Source organism: Brucella sp. NBRC 12950, from assembly GCF_030268145.1.
GTDB lineage: Bacteria > Pseudomonadota > Alphaproteobacteria > Rhizobiales > Rhizobiaceae > Brucella.
In genome coordinates, this window is the sequence record NZ_BSQC01000009.1 from 61,532 (window position 1) to 88,244 (window position 26,713).

Genomic DNA, 26,713 nt, shown 5'->3' on the forward strand with positions numbered 1-26,713 from the left:
GAAATTTTTGCGACAAAGCCGCTTTTCCTTGTGCTGGTAAGGCCATCAAATTTTTGCTGGCCGCAATTGGGTCGGGTCCGGTTGGAGGCGAAATGACACTCTTGCAGATTAATGCTGTGTCTACAAAAGTATAGCCGCCTGTACCAATTTAACTTTAGTCTTTTTTTGACAAAAAAGAGCCTTTGTAAAGCAAGGCTTTCCAGCGCTAAAATCCACAAGGGCTCAATTGGGACGGTCAAAAATCTCTTTCGGTGTCATTTCGCCTCCAACCGGACCCGACCCCAATATATGTCATAGCGTACACACAGCCGATAATTGGAATAACCGAGAACACAGCAAACAATGTTGGGATAGGCACTCGTTCTGCGAGATTCCCGCCGATCAGCGCAAAAACCGGCATGAGCAAATAGGCGACAAGCCGAAACGCCCCGGTGACGCGGCCAAGCATGTTGTCTGGACTGAGATTTTGCCGCTGCACAGCAGCGATAATACCCCAGATGGAACCTCCAGCGCCGCAGAGGAATATCGAAATGCCAATCAGGATGAGATTGTCTGTCGACGCTGGCGTGATTAAGGCCAGGAACGTGCCTACGAAATCAGAAAGCAGCAAAGTTCGTTCATCAAACAACTTGGCAAGAAAGCCGGTCAGAGAAGCGCCCAGCAGGCCTCCAGCAGCAAACACCATCATGAAGGTGCCAAATACAGCACCGGCGTCATTTGGGACCAGATTGTGTGCCAGATGAACAGGCATGACGGCCATCCAGACGCCCCAACCACCGGCCAGCATAGACGCCATAATGGCCATCGTCCGCAATTCCCGATGATGCATAAGAAAGACCAGCCCTTTCTTAATATCCGCAAGAGCTGTTCGGGCTGATTTTTCCTTATGAAAGCTGGAATCAATGTCGATTGGTGTGTAATCGCCTTTGATTGAATAAATAAGCAGCGTGGCGGTGAGACAGGAAAAGGCAGAAACGTAATAGCCGCAGATGAACCCCACGCTTGTCAAGGTCGCAGCCAGAAAAGGCCCCCCGAATTCACCAGCACTGTTTCGAACCAAAGATAGGCGCGAATTAGCAAACGAGCGGCGATCTTTCGGTACAAGCTTTGTAATAATGCCGGATTGAGCGGTATAGCTAAAGGCTTCAGCCGCTGCAAAAACAGCGGTAGCAACAAATATGGCAAATATTGCGTTGGTTCCGGGCAGCATCGTTGCAATCAGGATGAACAGCAATGCAATGGTGCGGGAAGTGCTGGAAATCACAACGATCTTCCGGCGATCATAGACATCAGAGCACGCCCCTGCAATCATGCCGAACACCGGCCATGACGTGGCGAGGATCGCTGTCGCAATTCCTACCTCAAAGGCAGTACCTCCCAGGTCAATAACAGAGATCGGCAAAATCACTTTGAAGATACCATCCGTCAGATTTGACAAGCCGGTTGCCAGCAGCAGCTGGGGAAATTGGGTCTTAGAGAGGTTGGTGTTGCTCATGCAATCACGCAAAAGCCAATGGCTTTTCCGGCAACAGGAAATGTCGCACACCGTCGAGCCGTCCAGGCTGTTGCTCTCGCCGTTCAAAGCTGTCGCAGAGCACCTTTTTATCCGGTTCAGGATGCAGAAAAAACATTATATTGGTGTACCATAGCCAACCGTTTTTGGTCAGCTCGTAAGCCTCTCCCTTATCCTCCACCAATTTTGTGTCTATTAGTTTTTCCAGTGACGCTAATGTTTCGCAATGGACCAGATCCCAACTGATTTTAGACTTATCCAGAAATCCAAAATAGGCGAGATGCATGATAAGCGGTTTGGTGGCTGCTTCAACCGGTGAGAATGAACGATACCGACAAGGTACATCCCCTTCTTTCAACAGAGTGTCGATATAAACATTGCGGTTGCCATGGTTCTCGTAACCGACATCGTGTGTCGATGTCATGGCGCTGACCCCAAAACCAAGCGTATCCGAATCCGCGTAGCCATAGACTGATTTATGGTACTGGAACTGATATTCTCGCGTAACAATGACATTGCTGTTCGCTATCATGTCGTTACGAATATATCCGTGTCCGTTATGTGGCGTATACTCTTTTGACCGCATGATCTCGTCAATAAAGGATCTCATTGCGGTTTTGGTCATAGCTGACAACGGTTCCAGCCCAGCATCCCCATAGGCGTTATGCAGCTTCAGTTGCGTGGATAGATTGTTGACCGGGTAAATATCGATGTTACTGGCACCCGTAGCGCAGGCCGAAAGGACATCTGCGGCAAGCTCATCGAAAGACTGACCATTCATCCCGTAGAGCAGATCAAAACTGACGTGACTGAAATATCGCTGCATGGCGAGAAGCTGGGTCACGCATTGGTCAATGGAGGCTGTTAGGTTAAAATGGTTGCGGTAGCGTTGATTGAAAGTCTGTAACCCGAAGCGAGCATGTGTCACGCCAATGCGCTTCAAAGCCTCAAGCTTTTCATCCGTGACGCTCTTCACTTCCATTTCAAAGGAAAACTCCTTCAGCTGTGAAAGATCGAAGTGATCGGCAATGGCTTTTCCGATCCGCTGGATTTGTTCAGCATTGAGGATAGATGGGGTGCCGCCGCCAAAGAAGATTGCATTGACAGGCACTTCCGAATAAGCCGGGTTCAGGCCTTTAATGGAAACTTCCTTAACGAGTGCCTGTGTATATTTTTCAACGATTGCCCGGTCCTGGAACTTTCCTCTGACAAATGGACAGAAGGAGCAGATTGTGTCGCAGAAGGGCACATGAAAATATAAGGACCGCGTTCTGATCTGTCCCGGCTTGATGTTGCGCGCGATAGTGTTAGACGACGTGAAATCCGAAAGGTTTTCATCGTAGCAGAGCGGATAAAACCAATTGTAGATCGGCACTTGTTGATCGAAAGGAAAATAGCTGTTGTTTGTTATCTTCATGACTGGTTCCCTTTCTGAATACTAGCTACATGCGGTGACAAACTGAGCAGCGACCATTTCTGGCCGCTGCCTATTCTGATAAAGTTCAGTAATTTACCAATCTACACGCATGGTTAATCCTCCCAGTTAGGTCTACTTACGCATATTCGGGCGCTCGTAAGGTGGCATACCCGTCTATGTTGGAGATTGGCTGCTCGGGACGACCGCGCAGAACGCTTGTTATCGAGGCGCGTTTTGGCTCAAGCGCTACTTCAAGCGTTTGTATAATCCTGAGTGGAGAACAGTGCGTACCGCATGTAAATGCGTCAATGAAAACGCTCTCATGCTCTGGATATGTATGCACGGACGAATGACTCTCCGACAAAAGTCCGAGTATTGTGAAGCCAGATGGCTCAAAATCCTTGATTAAAAGCGCACAGAGAGTAGCGTTTGATTCAAGTATAGCTTTTTGATAAATATGAATAAAATTTTGTGATGAAACCAGAAATTCTTTACTGACGCCGTAAAAATCTGCGATTATGTGCTGCCCTGTGAAATGATGATCAATCATGACACCTCTCTCACACCTCTATGAATTATACATTCAAGATAGCAAGCGCAGAAGTGTGTAGATATCCTAATTTAGTGCCCCCAAGTAGGCCCAGTCGGCCGGAAGCTGCGGTTTAGGCCAACTCAAAGAGCAAAAAGGGTCGGTTCCGGCAGAGGGCGAAATGACACTCGAGCGGGGGAAGGCCGCTATGTGCCGCCCAATGCACCAATTGACATTCAATAGCGTCGAGACCCAATTTGCCGTATGACTAAAAAAAGCTTGTGCCATCGTCGCTCGGACGACAGACCGGTGGGCCAGGTCGGCAAGACGGCGCTGCATCCCAATCCCATCAATCAGATCGTCAAAGACCGGGCTGCTGCAGCGGGGCTTAATCCAGCCCAATACAGCGCCCACGGTTTTACGCGCCGGTTATCTTACGGAAGCAGCTAAGCGCGGTGTTTCCCCTGCCCGAAGCCATGCAGCAATCCGTCCAACGCTCGGTAAACCAGGCGGCACGCTACTATAACGACGCTGAACGCTTAAACGGTAAAGCGGCACGGCTGGTGTCATAACGCCGGACGGCGTTATAGGGTGACACGCTAATGCTGCGAAGCCGTTTTTCTTTCCCCACGTTGCGTACTAAAGAGAACCTTCTCCAATAGGCAATCTAATCGCCCTTCCGTAAACCCGTCATCCGCTTCCACCTCATTGAGTTACATGCACCGATCGTGACATAACTCAGCAGAACTGAAATTTTTGCGACAAAGCCATCAGATGTGCCGCGAGGTTTGCTGGTCACCTTGCGTTTTCATAAGCGCCCTTAATGTGCACCCACGAAGCTGGAGATGGCGGCTAAAGATCGGGGAGCCCTCGACATACGTTGGGATAAATATCCGCGATTTGAGCGAGGCAAGCCCGCATCGAATATGGTCAAGCGGTATCCAACCCGCGTATCAGAGCTTGATCACCGACGTCCAGGAGTTCCGCCTCCACCAATACGCGTTTACTGTGTTTGACCGATCGTTCAGGAGGGTGGTTAACTGTGCCTAAATCATTGACAGCGGACATCAGAGCGTTCTCGGAACCGCACCTTCCAGCCTTTGACCTGATCGTCGCATTGGGCGTTTGGTACGCGATGTTCCGTGGGTGAACCACTTAATTCTGTGAGCTCCTTTATGGGATTTATGAAACGTCTATAGCTTGTTATTGTCGCCATTGAGTTGTTTGTCGGACAATCGAAGCTTCATCGAGATAGATCACGACGAAGGCCCGGAAATGGCGTTATCGAATATTGGATACGATGACGCAATCCGTCCGGCATCCGTTGTGTTTATCGCAGACGGTTAACTGTTGTCACGGAGGCTTGTCGTAATCATCAATCTCGAAGGCAAGAATATCGCAATCGTCGGTGGGGCCGGACTCGTCGGTTCCCACACGCTGGAAGCAATTCTGAAAGAAGATGTCGCGAAGTACGAATCATCGATAATTTTAAACGTGGCAAGATGAAAAACATCGTGCACGCATTAGAGGACAGTCGCGTCCATCTGCTAGATACGCCAACCGACATACTGCGCACCGACATTCTGACGGATACGTTAAAGAACGTCGATGCTATTGTTCATCTGGCATCAATGTGGCTGACGTTTTCTCAACTATTTCCACGCTCGGCAGTTGAGGAGAACGTGATTGGTGGTTTCAATGTAATTGAGGCGGCCTGCCGCCTTGGCATCAAGAAAGTTGTCTTCGCTTCATCGGCTTCGGTTTACGGAGATGCGGTGCAAAAACCGATGAAAGAGGAGCATCCGCTTAACAACACGACTGTATATGGCGCTACCAAGATTTGCTTGGAGCACCTTGCAATGGCTATGCACCATTTATACGAGACGCAAATCGTCGGTTTGCGATACTTCAATATCTATGGACCGCGACAAGATTCTCGGGGCGCGTACAATTCTGTGATCGTAAAATTTTTAGATAGCGCAGAAAATGACAGACCGCTGACAGTGTTCGGCGATGGTCAGCAATCTTACGACTTTATTTCGGTGAAAGATACCGCCCGTGCGAACGTTTGTGCGCTCAAGTCTGAGACGCCCTTCGGAATCTTCAACGTATGCACCGGACGTGCAACTTCTATACTGGATTTGGCTAAATGCATAATGAGCGCGACGCAGTCGAAGTCGTCGATCCATCGTCTTCCGGGGGCACCTAGCTTCGTAACCGACCGCGTCGGTTGCCCCGAAGCTGCCCGGCATAGCATCGACTTTTCTGCCACTGTTCCACTCGAAGCGGGAACCGCAGAGTTCGCAAAGTGGCGCCGGGATCACAATGGTATCCCAGAAAATGTGTCCGTGCTCCATGGTGAAAAAGCTGGACGGATTCAAAGAGCGTAACGCATCGCGCTCGACTTCGAAGTCGCATCCCTCCTCGCAATGGCTGGTAATTGGGATGAAAAATCTGGGGTTTGATTGCAGCGTTGCGTGAGATGCGCGGACGCCTCGCCCAACCGACGGGAGACATTAATGTCTGGTGAGAAGAGGCAATTTGCTGGCGCGTTCTTGCTCAACGATCAAGGGGAGGTCCTTCTGCAACTTCGCGACCAGGATCCGAGCATCGATAATCCTGGAAAGGTCAGTGTTTTCGGCGGTAGCGTTGAGGTCGGCGAAACGTATCGCGAAGGACTTCTTCGTGAGTTGAAGGAGGAACTCGATCTCACGATCGACGTACACCAGCTTCGGTTCTTGGGAACCATCAGCAAGACCGAGAATGACGTGACTACGGACTGTGAATTCTATTTCGCCGAAGTCGGACGTTTCAGCTCTTACACGGTGCAGGAAGGGCTCGGCTTGGTGCTTCCATTGTCCAATTCTCATCTGGATCCGAGACTCACTCCGACGTGCCTCGCGATGGTGAGAGAATTACAATTTAAACAAGATTATGCGCTCGCCACAGGTAAAAGCGACACCCAGCGCCTTAATGCGCTCGACTCCGTCTATGGCGACGACAGCCGTACATTTGTTCGCAACGTGATACACGACCTCAGCCCGCAGACCATAGTGGAATTCGGCTGTGGCCATGGCCATATGGCGCTCTACTTTGCGAGCCTTTTCCCCCAAGCCCATATTTTCGCGGTAGATGCATCAATCGAGCAGTTGAATGCAGCGCGTGAGAATCAGGCGAGGTCGAATGTAGAGAATGTTAGTTTCCTGCATACAAGCGAAACTGAAAGACTGCCACTAGAAGTTGATATAATCTTCAGCCGGTTTGTTATCATTCACCAGCAGGACGAGAATGCTTATCTTGATACGTTGAAGTCGTTCTGTTCCGACAAAACGATCGTCGTTCTGATCGAACCTGTACTGAGCGGCATGATCGCGGTGCCGCATGTCGATGCAGTTTACCTTGCCAACCAGCTGACGATTGAACTCGGGCAATCCAAGGGCATCGACTACGGTCTTGGCCAACGGGCTATCGAGGCGATCACAGCGCGATTCAAAATAGACGAAATGAAGGTCTTTCAGCCGGTTCTGAGATCACCTACCCATAAGTCGATTATCGCGAGATCTTTTGATCACATATCGGAAGAACTCGTGCGACGGTCCTTATGTACAGCGGAAACGGCGGCGCAAGTATCTCAGCAACTGCACAATTTCGTTGAAAACCCTGACATGGCCTGCGCGGGAATGCAAATAGTCCATTTAGCAGGAAGGCTGAAGGGACGCTGACGCACCGACCAACGTTCGCCGAATGTATGCCGACCGGCGGGACAAGCTGGGGTAGTATAAAAAACCGGTCACAAGGCGTTGTCCATAAAAGGTGCCGCCGATGAGGCAAAAAATATCTAATGATTTCCTATGAAAACTTTTTACACGTATCCTCAACCAACCACAAAACGCAAGGGTCGTGCATGTCTGTTAGGCCGATACTCGAGGTGGCTTTGGCTATGACGCCGGTTTATGCTCCGACCGCTAATGTTGGAGTGGCAGTTATCATGTTGTGCAAAGGCGAAGCTGGAGCCCGCGGTGCGTTTGACGCTGCAGACGTCCTCAAACAAGCATGCAACGTGTGACAAGGGGGTACCTATGTCCAGCGCGTTCCACGAGATCCAGTAAGTAGGACATAACATCGCCACCTGCTAACAGATCGCGCTTGTCGTCCAGTTCGCAAGGACGGATTTTATCTTCCGGCGCAACTTCAATGTTCAGTTGCGCCGTTTTCCTTGACTTGCGACGGTGGCGATTTTCGATCGTTTTTTTCCTCAGGCTTCAGGCCCAGTAGTATCATCGCCGTGTCAAACAACGGATACGATACATGCTCGGCTTCAAGTCCGAAGCCGCCGCCAGCATCACTCTGGCTGGTATGTATCGTGCTCGTTCACATGATGCGTAAGCTGCAAGGCAATTTCAGGTCAACCGCACCGCTTCCACGCAAAAAACAATTCACAGCGTTTGCGGCATAGTTGCGCCCAGCGGTCAGCCTTATTTTGTCCCGCCGAAATTTTGCGACAGATCCATTCTGAAAAGATGAATATCTTGTCGGCTGTACTTGTCATCACATCATTTGCTTTGAAAGCGCGGGGGGGGGTAGGTAATGTGAGACCGCGAAGTTCTTTAAGCTGCAATCTTAGCGTTTCCCGTCCAACGCAATATTCGCGAGGTGCCAAAATTAATCCGCTAATTATTCTTTACGGCGATGGGGATCATCGTTGGGCAAAATATCGCGAATATAGTCTCGGGTTTTCCATTCCGGCGCAGGAGGTGTCGGATGTTCCTTGCGTGGCACGTGAGGAGACTTTCCATTATCGACCATCTGCGGGAGATAGCGTGGACAGTTGGGATAAATTTCACATTCGACCCGTACGACTACTTTAGCTCCAAAATGCCGGTCGAGCACCGCTGGGTCAGTGGTCGCGATGGCTTTGCCATTGATCCTTATACGGCGGCTTTTACCGTCGAAGACGACAAAGAGCATACCAATATTTGGGTTCTTCACAATGTTGCCCAGTGTTCTATACATCGAGTTTCCATCATATTCAGGATATTCAAGCGCATTTGGCCCGACAACTTGAACAAAGCCAGGATCGCCTGACTTGATGTTGCAGTCCACATATCCCTCGTAAGCGGATGCGATAAAGAAGAATCTAGCCTGACTTATGATATCTATCTCGTCATCCCAAAACTGATAGTGTTTTCGACGACGCTCAATAGCTTCGGCGGTTCTGCGGCCATCAAATTTGTCTTGCCACTCTCTCATACCTTTATGAAAGAAGGCTCTGTTTTCGAATTCCAACCTATACCCCTTCCTTGCGAACATTTGCACAATAACTGAAGTATTCGATATCCCGAACTATATTCAGTATATAGAATATTAATCGAGGACTTTGCAAGGTTCTTCCGACGCTCAACAACCCGGATTTGCATCTGAATATGGAAAAACTTGACACACCGATATCCGCCGCACCATTTACCGAGTAATTCAATATACTGAAACGGCCCCTCTATGGAGAATAGCATGACGAAGAAAAGCGGCGCCCCTGCACTCGTGCGTGGTCTACGAGTTCTCGAGTTGATAGCTGGTTCCATGGAGCGACAAAATTTGACGACGATCGCTACAAACCTAGGTATCGCGATGAGTTCTGCACATTCGATCTGCACCACGCTGATGAACGAAGGCTATCTTTCGCGACGTAGCGATGCGACCTTCGACTTGACACTGCGTATCCTTGACTTGGCCAGTTCCAAGATTAACCGCTATGAAATAGTTGAACATTTTCATTCGGCCTGCGACGAGATCCAAATTATCCGAGAGAACGGCGCAACGCTTTCGGTACTTGAGGGACCTGACGTGTACTTTATCGCGACGCGTAACAGCCCACAGCCATTGGGTGTAACGTTCAAAGCTGGCACTAGGCTACCGGCCTGTTGCATGGCAAGCGGGCGCGCCTTGCTGGCGTCTTTAAGCGATGATGAGGTTAAAGCGCTCTATCCAGACGATGAGTTGCCACAGCTGACGAAGGATAATCCCAAGTACCGGGGCGAACTTCTGGCGATTTTACGACAGACACGCGAACAAGGCTATTCTGAAGAGATCAAAGGGACACGTCCGCATATGTGCTCGTATGGAGCCGTCGTGTCAGGGGGAGCGAACAAGGCAATCGCCGGCGTCGCAATTACGATGTATGAGGGTGATCTCACGCCCAAAGTGGAGCTTCAGGCTATTGAGGCTATTCAACTCCTAGCCAGGAAGCTTTCGCGATTCGGCGACCTTATTCACTAGGCTATTTGCGTCCAAAAAGCTCATTTTCGACCACGTTTGTACAAATCCAACTCAAACGGGCTTGACCGTGAATGGACAACCCGCTAACGCTTATTTATTCCATATGCTGAATTACCTTCAGCTGGTCGAAGTATATGATGGAGGAGGATACTATGACCTCATTTAGGGCGGCAGCGGTTCAAGCCACACCTGTGGTGGGTGATACGAAGGCAACAGTGGACAAAGTCGTCGATCTTATAGGAAGACTAGCCAACCAGGACGTCAACGTAGCCGTTTTCCCTGAAGCCTTTGTAGGCGGATACCCGAAAGGTGCAAATTTCGGCGTCACAATCGGTTCCAGAACTGCTGAAGGACGAAGCGAGTTCGCCTTCTATCACTCTCAGGCAATTAATGTTCCTGGCCCTGAAACGGCACTCATTGCGGAAGCGGTTCAAGCAGCAGAGATATTTCTTACTATTGGCGTCATCGAACGGGATGGCGGGACTTTATATTGTACTGCACTTTACTTCACGCCTGATGGGCTTGCCGGGAAACATCGCAAGCTGATGCCCACAGCTTCTGAAAAACTTATTTGGGGCTTCGGTGATGGCTCTACGCTTAAAACCGTGGAGACCCCATGGGGGGCGATGGGGGCCGTAATTTGCTGGGAAAACTATATGCCGTTGATGAGAATGGCGATGTTTGGTCAGAACATTAAAATTTACTGCGCTCCTACGGCAGACGATCGAGATACCTGGGTAGCGACGATGCGCCATATCGCATTGGAAGGCCGTTGCTTCGTGATCTCATCGTGCCAATACCTGACGACAGAGGATTCCCCAAGCGCGATTGTTAACCACCTCCCACACAGCGGTTCGAACGTTCTCATGCGCGGAGGGGCACTTATCGTCAGCCCGTTAGGCCACATCGTTGCAGGTCCTGATTATTCAGGAGAAACAATCCTAATCGCGGATCTAGATACTGACGACATTACCCGAGCGCAGCTGGATTTCGATGTAGTTGGTCATTATGCGCGCCCAGACATATTCCGTTTGGACGTAAACGATGCGCCGCAACAGGTCGTCACGTTCAATAAATAGTGGTTCGAGTCCGGGCATCCGTTCTGCGTATCTATTGGCAACCCGGACCTTCAAAATCCCGTTCCGCAACTCTCGCAGTCGCGAACTGCGAGTCTATTCACTGATCATTGTAAGGGAGTGTTGTATGGTCTTTCACGTCAAGTACGATAGAACGATAGCACCACGCAAACCCGACTGCCACAATCCTGCGGCGCCGCGTTATGCATTGCGCTGGGAACAACCTGTATCCGCGATTATCTCCGACTATTTTGCCATGCAACAAAATGGACTGCCGTTAGGGCGCGAGACGGATTTTTTCAATTTTGCACGCGAAAGCTTTGCGGACGAAGATGGCCCGGATACGTACGAAATAATGCGGGCGACCGATGAACTCGGTGATACGAATGCGGTCATCGTCGGATATTGGGTGGATGCTGTGCGCCACGCTAGGTTCTGTCTTCGATCCGAACTTACCGCCTGGTTTAAAAGCGACGCTCGTCTGGCTGAAACAAGCGGCGTGTGGCGTGAAACGATTTCGGTACCTTATGACCGGCACGAAACGATCTACTCAGAGAATTGGTATCGCATTGGAATTGGCCGCACGGAGGGAAGTACAATTGTCCCGATAACCACAAATGGCTATTTTGGAGCAGCTCGAGATCGTATACCGTTGTCAGCAATTGATCCATTGAACACACCTTGTAGCGCCCCTCTCCAACAGCCGAAAGAAACTGAGTCAAAGGGGAAGCGAATCCAGATCCGCGCTCCGCTTAATATGGTGACTCTTCGGTCAGGCCAGTACTGGGCCCATGCGCACAAGGAACAGCTTGAAGACTACACCCAGAATATGCGACCGCGACTAATGACAGGCATGAGCTACCTGCTGGATAATAAGCAAAAAACGGGAACGCTCGCGCTTCGCATTCTCACTAATTTAAACGAGGATGGAAGCGAGAAACGTGAGACCTCTGTCCTCGCACACTTCATATCAATGGAGCATCTCGAAAGTTGGGCCGCATCGCATAAGACGCATCTTGATATTTACAAGCATGCCATTGCGATGAACCGTAAATTCAAGCAAGATCGCGAATTCGTGTCATGGCACGAGTTGTTCGTAAATCAATCTGCAAGCTTCGAGTACGTAAACTGTAATCCCACTACAGGTTTGCTCCCCTTTGCGAGCCTGGAAGGTTTCGACGGAACGATTGCGACCCCACTCACCAAAGCTGTAGGATAACGGAAATGCTTTCTGAATCTAGTAAATATTTGACAGTTCTTCCTAGATTGGCCGGGGGTTGCTTGAACACGGCGTTACAGATGTATCAGCGGTTGTTTGCGCTATAAGCTTGACAGACCAATAAAAAATTTTACTATTCACCATCCTGAAACCTCTTCTATATATGGAATATCCTTGATGCCGGTAATCCGTCCTGATTTGAAAGAGCTGAAGGCGACCGCTGAAAGTCTGTCTCTTGACTTATCTTCCGCCGATCTCGATTTCTTTATGGAGGAGATGCAATCGACACTCGACCTTTATGACCTTGTCGAGGCAGAGCCTGATTACCTGCCGGATGTTAAGTATCCTCGCACCTCAGGCATACGGCCAGCCCTCGCAGACAACCCCTTGAATGCTTGGTACGTAAAAACTGATATCAAGGGTGCGGCTCAAGGCAAGCTGTCTGGTAAATCTGTTGTTATCAAAGACAATATTGCTGTTGCAGGTGTCCCGATGATGAATGGAGCGTCAACGTTAGAGGGGTATGTGCCGGATATAGACGCAACAGTCGTAACACGTTTGTTGGATGCAGGGGCTACCATAGTAGGAAAAGCGCACTGTGAGTATCTTTGTCTTTCAGGAGGTTCTCATACTGGCGCACTGGGTCCGGTCAGAAATCCTCATCGTTCAGACTATTCGGCTGCTGGATCATCATCGGGATGCGCGGTTCTTATCGCGACTGGCGAAGCCGATATGGCAGTCGGCGGGGATCAAGGCGGTTCTATTCGTACGCCCGCTTCTTACTGCGGTATCGTAGGCATGAAACCAACATGGGGCCTCGTCCCATACACGGGTGCTATGCCCATAGAGCTTACCATCGACCATCTGGGGCCGATGACGCGCACTGTTGCTGATAATGCGTTGATGCTTGAGGTACTCGCGGGATACGATGGATTTGATCCGCGACAATCAGCTTCTATCCAACCCCAACAATACACCGATGCACTCGGAAAATCTGTGGCCGGCTTAAAAATTGCCATCTTAAAGGAAGGCTTTGCACACGCCGAATCCGAAAACGATGTTGACGAAACCGTGCGTGCCGCCGCAGCGAAGTTCAGGCAACTTGGTGCGAATGTCGAGGAAATTTCTATACCCATGCATCGATTGGGTTCGGCCCTTTGGGTTGTCGTCGCTTTCGAAGGCGCAACGGAACAGCTGATGAAAGGCAACGGTCACGGGTTCAACTGGAAAGGCCTCTATGCCACCAGCATGATCGACGCCCATGCTAAGTGGCGTGAGCGAGCAAATGAGCTTCCGGACTCCGTCAAGAAGACAATGCTGGTCGGAGAAAGTATGATACGAGCAGGCAGCGGTCGATACTATGCGAAGGCGCAAAACCTAACCCGCAAACTCCGAGCTGAATATGACGCTGCACTGGCTCGACACGACCTTTTGTTAATGCCAACTACCCCCATGAAGGCGACACGTTTGCCGGACAACACCGCTTCACGTACGCTCGCCTTGCGTCGTGCCACAGAAAATATGGCCAATACTTTTCCATTTGATCTAACGAGTCATCCGGCGATCAGTATACCTTGCGGATCAATCGACGGTCTACCTATCGGAATGATGCTCGTCGGAAAGCACTATGACGAAATGACGATTTACCGCGCTGCTCACGCATTTGAACAACTCGAGAGCTAACGGAAATCTTAGCGAACATACCAAAATAAAAAAGGGGAACATGCAATGACTTCAAGACGCGAGTTTCTAAAAAAGGCAGCTTTGTCTTCGGCTGTCCTAGCCGTTGGCCCGGCACTTCTGAATTCAAAAGCATTTGCTGCCGACGACATCCTGGTAGGAGGCATCCACGATCTTTCAGGGGGGCTCGACCTTTACGGAAAACCGATGGCTGATGCGCTTATTCTTGCAGCCGAGGAAATCAATGAGTCTGGCGGACTCCTAGGCAGACAGATACGTCTAATCACCCAAGACCCACAGTCCAACATGCAGCAGTATACTCAAATTGCACAGAAGATGGCCCTTGCGGATAGAGTTGCTGTTGTACACGGTGGTATGACGTCCGCCTCGCGCGAGGTCATCAGACCGGTAATGCGACGAGCTAAAACGCTTTATTTTTATAACACACAATATGAAGGCGGCGTTTGCGACCGTAACACGTTCTGCACCGGTGCAACGCCTGCCCAAAATTTAGCGTCAGCTGTGCCTGAATCGATCAGCCGGTTCGGTAAATCCATTTATATCGTCGCAGCCGACTACAATTACGGACAAATCATCTCCGACTGGGTCAAAAAACTAGCCGCGGAAAACGGCGGTCAGGTGGTCGCAGTTGAGTTCTTTCCCCTCGATGTTTCCGATTTCGGCCCAACGATCCAGAAAATTCAATCGGTCGGCCCCGATATGGTGTTCTCAGCGCTCGTCGGAGGTCCACACGTTTCGTTCTACCGCCAGTGGGCCGCAGCTGGCCTCAATTCGAAAATGCCGATAGTTTCAAGTACTTTCAGTCATGGGCAGGAACAAAAAGTTCTCTCCCCTGCAGAAGGCGACGGAATTGTGACGTTTGCAAGCTATTTTGAAACGATCGATTCCCCCGTCAACAAAGCGTTTCTTGAACGCTGGCATAAAAAGTTCGGCGACAACTATCCGGTCGTTACCGAATTTGCATCGAACACCTATCAAGGTATGCATTTGTGGGCCAAGGCGGTAACTGCCGCAAACAGCATTGATCGCCAGAAGGTCATCGAGGCCTTGGAAGCTGGTATATCAATTGACGGTCCAAGTGGCTTGGTAACTATTGATCCGCAGACGCACCATGTCAAAGTTGATGCACGTATGGCGGAAACAAAGAACCAAACCTTTGAAATCCTGAAGCAATGGGATCAACAAGCCTCCGTCGATACGCAAGCGGTCTGCAATCTCGAGCGTGATCCGGATTCAAACGAACAGTTCGTCATTACACCATAAAAGCACTCGAAGTGCCGTATTTTGCCACTGTACGCGGGACCGCGTGTAGTGACGCCATCAGCGAAGAACCTTGCCAGTTTGGTGCATAACAGAACGAGCAAGGTTGCCTTCATGGGAGGAAACCGTGACTTTCGTATTAATTGCTGGGCTGGAGATTCTGTCCAGTGTGGCCAGTCTTATCCTCATTGCAATTGGCCTTGCTATCGTGTTTGGGATGATGCGAGTGATCAATCTCGCTCATGGTGAATTTCTAATGCTTGGCGCGTATACGGCTATAACGGCCGTCAGTCTCGGTGTGAATTTCTACATCGCAGTCTTAGTTGTAGCACCAATTGTTGTAGGTATTCTCGGCCTAATTGTTGAACGCCTCGTCATCCGTCATCTTTATGGACGCATCATCGATACAATGCTTGCGACTTGGGGGCTATCCTTATTGTTTGTGGGCTTGATAACGACTGTCTTCGGTAATACCACCACCGGCATTTCGTCTCCAATTTCAGCTGTGACGATCGGCTCCGCCAATGTCAGCGGGTACAAGTTCTTTATCATTGGGGTAGCCGTCCTCGTTGTGGGGGCGCTTGTGCTTCTTTTAAAGAAAACTGAGTTCGGTTTGATTGCGCGAGCTACGATGCAAAACCCGGACATGGCGTCGGCAGTCGGCATCGATCCTAAGCGCACCTATGCCCTAACATTCGGGCTCGGCGCGGCTCTGGCAGGCTTGGCTGGCGGAATAATGGCGCCCATAACGGGCGTGATGCCCAGCATCGGGGCAAGTTTTGTTGCGAAAGCATTCATTACTGTCATTGGCGGCGGAGCATCCGTAGTAGCTGGGACGCTCAGCGCATCCACCTTATTTGGCACGGTCAATCAGGTTACTAGTTTCCTGACAACACCCGTTCTCGGCGAAGTCGCCATGCTGCTTGCCGCCGTTGTACTTGTCCGCCTTATGCCACAGGGTATAACCGGTCGAATTTTCCGGAGTAGCATATGATGAGCATCGAATGGAAAAAATACGGGCCTGCGTTTGCAGCTATCGTCTTGGCGATGTCCGCTATCATTTGCGTACCAAAACTTTTCAACGAATATGAAGTCATGCAAATGACCGTCTACGTCATTCTGGCAATTCTTGCCCTCTCCCTTGCCTTTATTTGGGGCTTTGGTGGGATTCTATCCTTTGGTCACGCGATGTTTTTCGGACTGGGCTCATACGCTTATGCAATCGCTGCAATTAATTTCGGTGAGACAACATCGGCATTTATCGTTGCGATAATAGTTCCTTGTCTTTTTGCAGCACTACTAGGCTACTTTATGTTCTACGGCCGTATCAGTGATGTTTACCTTGGTGCCATCACGTTGACGGTTTCGTTGATTTTTTTCAAGGTCGCAAATTCGACTTCCGGTTCGGCCTACAAGATCGGTGTGGCTCCCCTTGGAGGTTTTAACGGAATTCCGTCGGTACCTAGATTGACCGTACCAGGTTTTCCTACCTGGGAGCTTAACACTATCGAACTCTTCGCTGTCTGCGTTGGTTTTCTAGCCCTTACGTACATCGGACTACGGTATTTGATCGCAAGTGACTTCGGCCGGATTGTCATATCGGTTAAAGAAAACGAGAAACGTTCCGAATTGCTTGGATACGACGTCCGCCTCTACAAACTGGTTACGTTCATAATCGGGGCCGCAATCGCAGGCGCTGCGGGTAGTCTATATGCGAACTGGGGCAGTTATACCGACCCTACAGTCTTTGCTTTATCGCAATCGGTACAAATCATCATCTGGGTGGTCGTCGGAGGTGTCGGCACACTGATTGGCCCCATCCTCGGCTGCTTCTTCATTCAGTGGTTGACCACATGGCTGACGACGGTTGACAGTGTCAATAAGGACGTCATCCTTGGCGGCATATTAACACTCATGGTCCTTTTGTTACGGCAAGGTTTCGTGCCCTCAGTTCGACAGTTCTTTTGTCAGATCAGGTCTAAAACGCCTCCCCCTCGTCATGAAGAGAAAACCGCATGAGCGCTATGTCAAACCTTGTAGAAACCAAAAACCTTGGCATTCATTTCGGCGGGCTCAAAGCGATCCAAAATGTGGACTTTTCTCTCGCTGACGGTGAGCTGCGATGCCTCATTGGTCCAAACGGCGCGGGGAAAACAACTTTTTTCCGCCTGCTCACTGGTGTCCATAGACCCTCAACTGGTAGTGTCACTATCAATGGGACACCAACCAGAGGCCTTCAAACGCATCAAATTGCTAGACTTGGCGTCGGGATAAAGACTCAAATACCAAGTCTTTTCGACAATCTAAGCGTTCGAGAAAACCTCTGGCTTGCTGCACGCAAAACCAATCCTCATGTCGTCGCTGACGCTATCGCCGACGAAGTGCTCCATACCATCAGACTCAATCACGTTGCTTCGGCTGACGTTGTAAAACTCTCCCACGGCCAACGGCAGTGGGTCGAACTTGGAGTCGTCATTGCCACCCGCCCAAAACTAATTTTGCTTGACGAACCCGCGGCTGGCATGACTGGGAAAGAGCGTGAGCGAACTGCGGAGTTAATTTTGGACATTAACCGGGAATGCTCGATCATCGTGGTTGAGCATGACATGGAATTCATCAAAATGATCGCAAAGAAAGTGACCGTCTTCAACCGAGGTGAGGTTCTCATGGAAGATACGATCGAACGTGTTTTAGCGGACCAACGTGTCAAAGACGTGTATCTTGGGAAGCAGACCGGAGGCGTGACGCTATGATCCTTTCCGTTTCCAATCTTGCATCCGGCTATGGCAACATTCCGATTCTCCATGGCATAAGCTTCGGTGTCGCACAGGGCGAAGCGATCGGAATATGGGGGCACAACGGGATGGGAAAAACGACATTGCTTACGACATTGTTGGGCTTTCGCGCAGCGACACAAGGTCAGATTAACTTTGCAGGACGTGATATTACGCACTACTCGCCGCATCAGCGCGCGCGAACGGGCTTAGGCCTCGTACCGCAAGGGCGCCAGATATTCCCAGCGCTGACCGTTGCTGAAAACCTGCGTGCAGGAAGTGCTGTTTCAGGAGGACACAAAAAAGGGGTGACGGAGGATGTTCTAGAACTATTTCCACGTTTAAAACCCCTTTTGTCTCGAGCCGGTGGTCTACTTTCTGGTGGCGAGCAGCAGCTTCTCGCGCTTGCCCGGTGCTTGTGTGGTGAGCCCAAAGTGATTATGCTTGACGAGCCCACCGAAGGTATCCAACCGTCGATCAACGAAGAAATCGTCGAGACTTTAATCGCATTGCGTAAGAGCAGAGGCTTGACTTTGATCGTTGTTGAGCAACGCCGGGATTTTATTGCTGCGTTGGCAGACCGTGTCCTAATCTTGCAGAAGGGTTTGATATCAGAGGAAATGTCTCCACAAAGTCTTTTGGAAGTTGAAGAGATAAACTGAACCCATCCCGAGTGCATTTATAAGCAGGTACAAACCGATGCAGTGGCATTAAATATTCACATAGCTATTGAAAAGAATGTTGAAAGAGCGCTAGACACAACTACGTCACGTTGTTCCTAGCCTAGCTATATGGAAACACCATTTGGCTATTCACTCTCAGATTTCAAATCTCCATGTGTTTATGTCCATTATGGACATACGGCAACCAAGGTGTGGGGGATGACTGTCGCTCCGGCTACCTCGAGCCGTATTTTCTGATTTTATCGAACTCAGAAATATCGGCAATGGTCCCTCGACAAAATAGAAGTGCGGGCCGCGCGAAGACGCCTTTGAATTAACAACGCTGTTGACTGGTCTTCCCCCAATTAATTGCTGGCGTGGGGCCGCACCGTCTAACCGACTCGCACTGCAAAGCTCCCGACTAAACGCCCGAGCCAGTCCCCCCGCGCGGGGCAGAATCGATTGTCTAGTTTTCACATATTTTCGGTAAATTTGCCGCCCGGCATCGGAAGAAAAGCGCGTAAGCTAGCCAAAAAACGCAGGGCAGTGCGCTCAATGATAATGGGTGACCATGCTACCGCAGGGACGCCCGACCTTCACTGTCACATCCTCTGACTTTCATCATGCGCCAGATCCGGTTAGTTCAATGTGAACGTTCATGAACTTAAAGGTGGTGTTGGAATGGGTCATGACCGCCACTACGACCTTTCAAAGCGCCTATGGTAGATAGCCATTGCGCGAGTGTCCACTGACTGCTCAAAAGCGGCAAAAAACTGGCGAAACACGAGAATGCTCTGCCAGCGCATGGGGACGTCCGATATCAGTACAACCGGCAACAGTGCGAATTAAGAAAGCGTTTGATGCCACCCCCTGCATTGTTAAGGCCACTAAATCCCACGAATTTCGCTCGGAAATTGTGGCCTTATTCATAGAGTGTCAAGAACGATCTAATTGATTTTCAATGGCGAGTCGCTTTCGTTATTGATTTCTGTGAACCTACGCAGACTTTCGACAAGACTTGTGTACACATCATTGTCTCCATCCTTATGCAACTCACGGAGTTTACGACGGCGTACGACACGCGGATCTGCAAGCCGCCGGTGATGCTCACGCATGGCAGCGTGGACGGCAAGACGAAACAGATTAGGGCTAAGCGGCTGCATGGCAAACCGATAGATTTTGCCACTGTTAATCAACTTGATGATTGTGTCACTATGGGGCGTTTTAGTCATGACGACGACAGTAATCGCAGGGTCGAACTGCGCGATTTCGCTAAGCAAATCCGTTACATCCACGCCATCAACTTCCGCATTCGTGACAATAACGCCGATCTCCTCCTGAGAAAGGACGCTTATTGCATCTTTCAGAGACGCCACGGCGTGAACACGATAATCGTAGGTAAACATCTCAACAACATCTTGGCGGTCAGCCTCACAACCTTCAATCGCAAGAAGTTGGGACGCCACGCTAAACGGCGGTTCGCCGTCGTTTTGCCATACTGAACCAATACTCTCTTCGAGCTTACGGGACTCCTGTGCGTATTCGACAGCTTCAGCGATGACGCTTCTCAACTCCGACTGGTTCCACGGCTTGTTTATGAAGCGATACACTTCGCCTTCGTTTACGGCTCCGACAATCGCCACTAGATCGCTATATCCTGTCAGGAGGAGACGTACGGTGTTGGGCCAACGCTCTCGCACTTGCGAAAGAAGTTGAATGCCTGTCATGTCGGGCATTCGTTGATCGCTGATAATCACGTCGACAGTCTTCGTTTCCAAGATTGCCAGCGCGTCGTTGGCGCCAAGTGCCGTATAGACCTCGTAGTCGTTGCGGAACATGATCTTAAGCAACTTTACAATGCGCTCTTCGTCATCAACAAACAATATAACTGGTTTACTAGTCATCTCGAACCTCGTTTAACCTTTGAGCGCAGACTGTCTCAACGTATTCTCTATAAGTCAGGCAGGAACTGCCTGGTGAGTGAATGAAATTTCAGGAATGGTGGTTGGTTGTTGCTTTTCATCTTGCCGCGGCAACGTTATGGTAACTACAGTTCCTTTTCCCGCCTTCGAATTCAACGCGATGGTGCCTCCATGGTTCTCGATAATACGATAGCATATGGAGAGTCCCATCCCGGTTCCCTGTCCAACTGGCTTCGTCGTAAAGAAGGGATCGAACAATTTAGGTAAAATGTGTTCCGGAATGCCTGGACCGTTGTCGCAAACTTCGATCTGCACCGTATCCGAACTTGTAATTCGAGTGCGCAGAGTAAGCACACCACGACGCTCGCACGTTGCCATTGCATCCGCCGCATTTACGATTAGGTTCAAAAGAACCTGTCTAATCTGTGTGGGAGATGCCATGACGGGAGGCACGTTATCGAAGTCTTTTTGGACGTCAGCGACATATTTCAACTGCGGTCGGGCCAAGAGAAGCGCGCTCTCAATACCTTCTTCAACGATAAAGGGTTCGATCGTTCCCTTGTCGAGGCGACTGAAATTTTTCATCGTCCTGACGAGGGTCGCAATTTCATTCAGCCCGTGCAAGCCGTCATCGAGCAGCATCATCAACTCTTCACGACGCTCTTCTTCTTCTTCTGTTGCCTTTTGCGATTTCTTCGATTCTTCAGTCAACATGCGTTCTTTAAGAAGTTCGAAAACGGCCTTCACATATGCTAGAGGCGTATTTATTTCATGTGTAATGCCCGCAACCATTTGCCCTAGGGCGGAAAGCTTGGCCGACTGAACAAGCTGTTCCTCGACGTTCTCATTAACTTGCTGAAGCAACCTGTTGTCGTTATCGAGTTTTACAAAGCGACGAACAACTACATAGGCAAAAATAGAGAATATGATCAGCGTTATCGCGCTTAACACCACGATAAGACCCCAAACAGTCTGGCGGGTCGCTTTCTCAGTAGCAGCTATACTATGCAACATGCCCGCGATTTGATCGGCGTTTGCGGCCGTCGGCACTTGGGTAATCTGAAGCATAAGTTCAGTTCCGCGCAGCCTTTCGCGCACAGCGACTTCCAATTGAGAAATGAAGCGATTCATGGTCTGTGCAAGAGCCGGAGACGCAGTTTTCGCTGCATTACGAGCGCTGCTGAGTTGTTCATCGACAGCCTGACGCAGAAGCGCCGTAGGTGCTATCGTAAAGCTCATCATACTCGTCGTACTCTCTGCAATGTAGTCAGATGCCCTTTTATTTTCCTTCAGTAAGGTCGAAGAATCCGGATCTGTATAGAAATCTGTAACAGCATCAGGAATGACCGTGACACTGTTCCTAAGCATAGCGTAGCTTGCTTTGACTTGTTCAAAAAGCCAAGCCTTGTGATCCACCGAATCTCTATAGGTTTGGATTGCATCGAGCATCGGAGCGAGCCTTGGATCCACGGATGCCTGGGCTTTCAGCCCATCCAGGCTGGCTCTAAGTCTTTGCCCACTAGAAGTAACAGTATCGTAGTTCGGCGCGAAGCCAAGCTGAAGCGCCATGATACCGGCGTTCCAGTCAGCGTCAAATCCGCGCGCACTTTCAAACTGTTGGCGAAAATTCGATAAGGATGTATCTGGCCTTTGATTGTGCCAAACCAGTGCGCCAAGGCAACTTGCGGCTGCGACAATTAAACAAAGACAGGCGACCCAGCCAAATTTTGAAGAGAGAAAACCATCTTTAGATTTCCGTCTCGAGGTTATTTCCATGGTGTTAAATACCTCGTCAATAATTGATATTCTGCTTATCGTCCACTGACGGAAACCCCATTATATTCACCGCTTAATGACTTCAAAAACTCGTAAAGTTTAGTCACGTCATCATCGCTCAAATCACGGCCAAGTTGCCTCGAACCCATGATCTTAATGGCTTCCGGGAGTGTTTCTGCAGATCCGTTATGAAAATATGGACCCGTCTCTGCGACGTTCCGCAAAGGGGGTACGCGAAATACTGGCCGCGTATCATCGATGCCGGTATTTTTGGCTGCGCCTGGCGTATGAGGATCAGGCAAATCGTCAGGCTTACTAAAAATACCAAAGACCTGAAACATGTTGCCACCGACATTTACACCTTGGTGACATGAACTGCAGCCATAATTCTTGAAAAGTATGTATCCCGCCTTCGCCTGCTCATTAATGGCATTGTCATCTCCGCGTAAGAACTTATCGAACGGGGCATTGGGTGTAACAAGCGATCTTTCGTATTCTGCAAGTGCATCGGTAATCGTAGCTTGAGTGATTCCGTCAGCGTACACGGCGGAGAACGCGCTCGATAAGCTTTCGTCGTTGGTTAAGATCGCGATGACACCATCCCAATAAGCCCCCATTGTGCTTTTTTTACGCACGACCATATCAACCTGCTCTTCAAGCGTTTTGCTTTGGCCGGCCCAACCATGCATCGGGTTTAGCCCAACGTTGTAGAGCGTAGGTACATTCGTCTCGCCAGGTGCACCGGGTAAGCCTCTCGATATTGCTTTGCCGTCCGTCAACTTATGTTCTGCAATATGACAACTTGCGCAGGAGACACCGTTTTCATAAGACAGGCGTGTATCTGAAAAAAGACGTTTACCCAGGGCGACCTTTCCACTGTCAAATGTCATATCCGTAGGAATTGGACTTATTGGTTCAATTGATAAATCGGGTTCGGCTGTTGCAAGATTCGGATAAGTCCAGATCAGGCATGAAAGTGTCAAAATACGAGTGAAACGGGCAACCAGAACTGAGCAATATGCCGTGCAATTCTGCACCTGCAATGAATGGGGTTCCGCATCTATCGCTTCTGAGACAAAAGCGGGGGAGTGCGAACTGGGTGAAATCATCAAAACGTTCTCCCGGTATCTCGAAGATCGAGACGTGTTCCATAAATACGCGTGAATTGCCTAGCTGCGCGTTTCTACGACTATAATAATCACAAAAATTGCGGAACTCACCATGCATGGGGCGCATAGTGGCATGCGTTAATTGACGATTTTAAAACCCCGTGATGCGTCTAATCTGCAAAATAAGTGCCTGCATCGCCAAAGATGCGAATTGCAGAAATCATTAACTATTTAAGTTCCGTCTATGCGGTGGCCATAGAAAGATAATACTTTATGTTCTCTACTGTATCTGAACGAAAAATGTTGAGTGTACGGGGAGCCCTCCTCATTGGATGGCTTATACTAATTGCCTCTCTCCTGTGGGACCCATTCTCGGCAGTCCTAACGGACCCCGACAACCTTCAAAGTCCATTCAGAATAAAAGATGAGACGGTTGTTTTCCAGGATAGGCATCTAGATAATACACCATACTCCATGGGTGCCCGAATTTTTTGGACCATGCTTGTACCCATCGTGCCGCTTTTCCTAATGGTATTCGGGCACGAAGCCTGGAGGCGAGTTTGTCCATTGTCGCTAGCCTCGCAACTTCCTGGATACGCAGGCATTCGACGATTCCGCAGCGAATTAGGCCGCCGTACCGGGCTGATCCGAAAAACCCAGCCGCTGATAGACCGCAACGGATGGCTGGCACGAAACAGCTGGTATGTTCAATTCGGCTTTCTCTTTACAGGCATCTGCGCTCGTCTGTTGATCATCAACTCCGACAGATATGCCTTGGCAGCGGCATTGCTCTTCGTGATCGGTGCCGCAATGTTGACTGGCTTCCTTTGGGGTGGCAAAACGTGGTGCAATTTCTTCTGTCCAGCGAACGTAGTTCAAAAAATCTATACAGAGCCAGGCGGTATTCTAGAAAGCAGACCTCACCTGAGCAAGCCTTCTATTCCACAATCCATGTGTCGCAAGTCTACTCAGAACAACGAAATAAGTGCTTGCGTCGCCTGTACGGCCAATTGTGGAGATATTGATCTTCAAAGATCGTATTGGAACGGGGTAATGGATACGCCGAGAAGAAATGTATACTATATGTTCTTCGGCTTAATTATTGGATTTTACGGTTATTACTATCTGTATTCAGGTAGCTGGGATTATTATTTTTCAGGAATTTGGACTCATGAGGCGGATCTCTTGGAGACACTATTGTCTCCGGGTTTATACATATTCGGAGAGAAGATCTTTATTCCCAAGGTTCTTGCTGTGCCACTTGTCCTGAGCGCAGCGTGTGCTGCCTCGTTGACGATAGGACGTACTTTCGAATTCCTTTATCGCCGCGCCAGACGTAGAAGCGCTTTGCCGAGTGAAGTCTTGGTGCACCACTGTCTAACAGTATCAGCTTGGCTTTCCATCAATGCGTTTTATATCTTCGGTGGGCGTCCAAATATCCTTCTGCTACCTCATACCAGCATCACATTCGTGGACATTGTCATTTGGAGTCTAACGACTACCTGGCTGTGGCTCACGCTGCACAAGTCTCCAAGTCGGTATCAAAAAGAGGGCTTGGTGGTGAGCCTATTGAGAGAGCTGAAGAAGCACGCCACCGATTTAGGCGAAATTTTCGATATGAAGAAGCTCAGCCGCATTAATCGGACTGAAGTCAATCTTCTCGCAAAAATTTTACCCAGTTTTACGAGACAACAAAAGATCGCGGCCTATCAAAAGGTTTTGAACGAAGAAGTCACGAAAGGCACTACGTCAAACAACACCGTGGTTCAGCTGTTGGAGGACCTGCGCAATGAAATGGGCATCTCCGAAGAAGAGCACAATGATTTGCTTGAACAAATGGGTTTCTTGCAAAGCCGGGAGACCGGCTCCGCAAGTCTTTCCGCAGAAGAAAAGGCAATGGGTATTGCGCAGTACAAGAGCTTTTTGGAGACCATCATTTCCGCAAAGCTCGCCGCGGGAGCCAATGTGGCTGAGGTTCTGCAAGACGAGAGTATACTATCTTCGATCGAAATTCTTCGTCGTAGCTTACAGATCAGCGATACCGACCACGCTGCCGCACTAGCTGAAATCTCCGGCTACGACCCAAACGATTATACCGTCGAACAGGGCCTCGATGAACTTGTGCGGTTTACAGCGTTGCAATACTGCCTTGAAGGCGGTGAAATTACAGACCGCATAGGCAACAGTTTGTTGAGCATATTCCTGCGTACTCTTGACGAGCTGAAGGACGAGTCGTGCTTGTCCGTTCTAAACCAGCTAATCTCAATCCAAGCGCGATCTGATGCTGCAGAAAAAGCCGCCGACCTGGCTTCTCTAACGAGTACCAATATCTCGAAATACCTGAATATGAGTCCGACCACGGACGTAGAAGTGACTTGGAAGGACGTACTCTCGCCGGAAATTCTAGGCTTACTTGATGGGCGTTATGAATTTGACAGCAGCGGATCGAAAACGCTTCCGACGCAGAGATACAATCGCCGGCGCGCTATACTGGAAAGTTTGAACCTTGACTCTGTCGTTGCGACAATCCTCGGTCTGGAAGATGACATAGGAAAAGCAATTGGATTGACCCTGTTCCAATATATTGACGTCGATATATCGAAATCTGCTGCACGCGATATCCTATCGAGTAGCAGTTCATCACTCCACCCCATGTTGCGCTTGACTGCTGAGAATGTTGCAATTGGCCAGGTGATCGACGCTGACATATTGTACTCAGCGTCAGTTACTATCGCCGCGAAAGACGGTGCCGCTCCCGCTTTCAAGTCTGAGACTGTAAAAAACTATTTCACTATAGGTAGCGCACCAGGCAATGATATTGTTCTGACCAATACCGGCGTGGCCCAGTATCATGTCGCCTTGCGTGCGGAGGAACTGGGCTTTGTTCTCGTTAGATTAGACGAAAAGCCTCTTTTTCTTGGTTCAAAAAGGATTCAAGATGAGGCGATACCTATTCAGAAGAAGAGTGTCGTTTGTTTTGGCTCGACTTCCAAAATGTCATCTAGGATCCAAGTTGACTGGGAGTGTAATCCGAAAGCAGTCGAAGTTATAAATAATAATCCTGTTGTCCGTTTGGGTCTGATTGCTTTGAAAGAAGAATTTTCACACTATCCGATCGCTGTGTTAGCAGACTTGGCTTTGCGAACATTTGCTATGCGCCGTATAAAGAACGAGCGACTAGTCAAAGATGGTTCGACCTTAGACACTCTGCTCATTTACGACGGCACCATTCGAGTATCGGACTCGACTGACACTGCGTCCCAACAAAGTGGGAGGATTTTCGGTGGTGGTGATTGCTTCGCATTTTCGGAGTGCGCTCCGCTGTCCGTGGAAGTGGACAGTCGATCTGCAATTGTTCTGGCAGTAGCAGCGGATCAACTTAGCGAAACAAAACCTCAAAAAGAAGAAATATCGATTTCAAAAGAGCACTGTATTGAATAAGCGATAGCTGTAGTAATATATCAATATTTGAAGAATCCAGG

At 49.5% G+C, this 26,713-nt stretch carries 19 protein-coding genes and 2 pseudogenes; 14 read left to right on the top strand and 7 right to left on the bottom strand.

Going from position 1 to position 26,713, the window contains the following annotated elements; translation table 11 throughout:
* Nucleotides 1–235: 235 nt before the first annotated feature.
* From QSJ70_RS15945 to speD, 3 genes are all read right to left on the bottom strand, one after another.
* Complete coding sequence (locus tag QSJ70_RS15945) at nucleotides 236–1,495, bottom strand: MFS transporter (RefSeq protein ID WP_285537765.1); 1,260 nt, start codon at nucleotides 1,493–1,495, stop codon at nucleotides 236–238.
* Between the two features lie 4 nt (nucleotides 1,496–1,499).
* A complete protein-coding gene (locus tag QSJ70_RS15950; protein WP_285537767.1) occupies nucleotides 1,500–2,930 on the bottom strand; it encodes a radical SAM protein in 1,431 nt (476 codons plus the stop codon).
* Nucleotides 2,931–3,066: 136 nt separating this feature from the next.
* Nucleotides 3,067–3,480 carry an adenosylmethionine decarboxylase gene (gene speD / locus QSJ70_RS15955; RefSeq protein ID WP_285537768.1) on the bottom strand — a complete coding sequence of 138 codons (414 nt, stop codon included), beginning with the start codon at nucleotides 3,478–3,480 and terminating at the stop codon, nucleotides 3,067–3,069.
* Between the two features lie 348 nt (nucleotides 3,481–3,828).
* On the opposite strand from speD, the pseudogene QSJ70_RS15960 reads away from it, so the two are divergent.
* The 4 genes and pseudogenes from QSJ70_RS15960 to QSJ70_RS15975 form a co-directional block, all read left to right on the top strand.
* A pseudogene (locus tag QSJ70_RS15960) lies at nucleotides 3,829–4,031 on the top strand (integrase); the annotation flags it as partial.
* A gap of 747 nt (nucleotides 4,032–4,778) precedes the next feature.
* Nucleotides 4,779–5,849, top strand: a complete 1,071-nt coding sequence (locus tag QSJ70_RS15965; protein ID WP_285538036.1) for an NAD-dependent epimerase/dehydratase family protein — start codon at nucleotides 4,779–4,781, stop codon at nucleotides 5,847–5,849.
* A 129-nt stretch (nucleotides 5,850–5,978) separates the two neighbouring features.
* Nucleotides 5,979–7,181: a CmcI family methyltransferase gene (locus tag QSJ70_RS15970; RefSeq protein ID WP_285537770.1), complete on the top strand. Its 1,203-nt coding sequence runs from the start codon at nucleotides 5,979–5,981 to the stop codon at nucleotides 7,179–7,181.
* 556 nt (nucleotides 7,182–7,737) lie between these two features.
* Nucleotides 7,738–7,915 (top strand): annotated as a pseudogene (locus tag QSJ70_RS15975) (IS6 family transposase); the annotation flags it as partial.
* Nucleotides 7,916–8,133: 218 nt separating this feature from the next.
* Here QSJ70_RS15975 and QSJ70_RS15980 read toward each other — a convergent pair.
* The gene (locus QSJ70_RS15980; protein ID WP_215779620.1) at nucleotides 8,134–8,745 is read right to left on the bottom strand and encodes a pyridoxamine 5'-phosphate oxidase family protein; all 612 of its coding nucleotides are present in this window, start codon (nucleotides 8,743–8,745) and stop codon (nucleotides 8,134–8,136) included.
* A gap of 222 nt (nucleotides 8,746–8,967) precedes the next feature.
* On the opposite strand from QSJ70_RS15980, the gene QSJ70_RS15985 reads away from it, so the two are divergent.
* The 9 genes from QSJ70_RS15985 (at nucleotide 8,968) to QSJ70_RS16025 (ending at nucleotide 18,424) form a co-directional block, all read left to right on the top strand.
* A complete protein-coding gene (locus QSJ70_RS15985; RefSeq protein WP_252349170.1) occupies nucleotides 8,968–9,732 on the top strand; it encodes an IclR family transcriptional regulator in 765 nt (254 codons plus the stop codon).
* Nucleotides 9,733–9,884: 152 nt separating this feature from the next.
* A complete protein-coding gene (locus tag QSJ70_RS15990; protein ID WP_276572347.1) occupies nucleotides 9,885–10,811 on the top strand; it encodes a carbon-nitrogen hydrolase family protein in 927 nt (308 codons plus the stop codon).
* 124 nt (nucleotides 10,812–10,935) lie between these two features.
* The gene (locus tag QSJ70_RS15995; RefSeq protein WP_285537774.1) at nucleotides 10,936–12,027 is read left to right on the top strand and encodes a phenylacetaldoxime dehydratase family protein; all 1,092 of its coding nucleotides are present in this window, start codon (nucleotides 10,936–10,938) and stop codon (nucleotides 12,025–12,027) included.
* Nucleotides 12,028–12,204: 177 nt separating this feature from the next.
* On the top strand, nucleotides 12,205–13,710 hold the full coding sequence (locus tag QSJ70_RS16000; protein WP_215779625.1) for an amidase: 1,506 nt from the start codon (nucleotides 12,205–12,207) through the stop codon (nucleotides 13,708–13,710).
* A 45-nt stretch (nucleotides 13,711–13,755) separates the two neighbouring features.
* Nucleotides 13,756–14,991 (top strand): urea ABC transporter substrate-binding protein, encoded by a 1,236-nt coding sequence (locus QSJ70_RS16005; RefSeq protein ID WP_095448418.1) that lies wholly within the window; start codon nucleotides 13,756–13,758, stop codon nucleotides 14,989–14,991.
* 124 nt (nucleotides 14,992–15,115) lie between these two features.
* Nucleotides 15,116–15,982: an ABC transporter permease subunit gene (locus QSJ70_RS16010; RefSeq protein ID WP_095448419.1), complete on the top strand. Its 867-nt coding sequence runs from the start codon at nucleotides 15,116–15,118 to the stop codon at nucleotides 15,980–15,982.
* A complete protein-coding gene (locus QSJ70_RS16015) occupies nucleotides 15,979–17,007 on the top strand; it encodes an ABC transporter permease subunit (protein WP_285537784.1) in 1,029 nt (342 codons plus the stop codon). Before QSJ70_RS16010 ends, QSJ70_RS16015 begins: the two co-directional genes overlap by 4 nt.
* Nucleotides 17,004–17,741: an ATP-binding cassette domain-containing protein gene (locus tag QSJ70_RS16020; RefSeq protein ID WP_215779628.1), complete on the top strand. Its 738-nt coding sequence runs from the start codon at nucleotides 17,004–17,006 to the stop codon at nucleotides 17,739–17,741. Before QSJ70_RS16015 ends, QSJ70_RS16020 begins: the two co-directional genes overlap by 4 nt.
* Nucleotides 17,738–18,424: an ABC transporter ATP-binding protein gene (locus tag QSJ70_RS16025; protein ID WP_285537787.1), complete on the top strand. Its 687-nt coding sequence runs from the start codon at nucleotides 17,738–17,740 to the stop codon at nucleotides 18,422–18,424. Before QSJ70_RS16020 ends, QSJ70_RS16025 begins: the two co-directional genes overlap by 4 nt.
* A 947-nt stretch (nucleotides 18,425–19,371) precedes the next feature.
* Here QSJ70_RS16025 and QSJ70_RS16030 read toward each other — a convergent pair.
* From QSJ70_RS16030 to QSJ70_RS16040, 3 genes are read right to left on the bottom strand one after another with little or no spacing between them, the layout of a single operon-like run.
* Complete coding sequence (locus QSJ70_RS16030; protein ID WP_215779631.1) at nucleotides 19,372–20,328, bottom strand: response regulator; 957 nt, start codon at nucleotides 20,326–20,328, stop codon at nucleotides 19,372–19,374.
* Nucleotides 20,329–20,382: 54 nt separating this feature from the next.
* Complete coding sequence (locus QSJ70_RS16035; RefSeq protein ID WP_215779633.1) at nucleotides 20,383–22,122, bottom strand: DAHL domain-containing sensor histidine kinase; 1,740 nt, start codon at nucleotides 22,120–22,122, stop codon at nucleotides 20,383–20,385.
* 35 nt (nucleotides 22,123–22,157) lie between these two features.
* Nucleotides 22,158–23,231: a cytochrome-c peroxidase gene (locus QSJ70_RS16040; RefSeq protein ID WP_285537791.1), complete on the bottom strand. Its 1,074-nt coding sequence runs from the start codon at nucleotides 23,229–23,231 to the stop codon at nucleotides 22,158–22,160.
* 498 nt (nucleotides 23,232–23,729) lie between these two features.
* Here QSJ70_RS16040 and QSJ70_RS16045 point away from each other — a divergent pair, with 498 nt between their 5' ends.
* On the top strand, nucleotides 23,730–26,672 hold the full coding sequence (locus QSJ70_RS16045; RefSeq protein ID WP_285537793.1) for an FHA domain-containing protein: 2,943 nt from the start codon (nucleotides 23,730–23,732) through the stop codon (nucleotides 26,670–26,672).
* The last annotated feature ends 41 nt before the right edge of the window (nucleotides 26,673–26,713 follow it).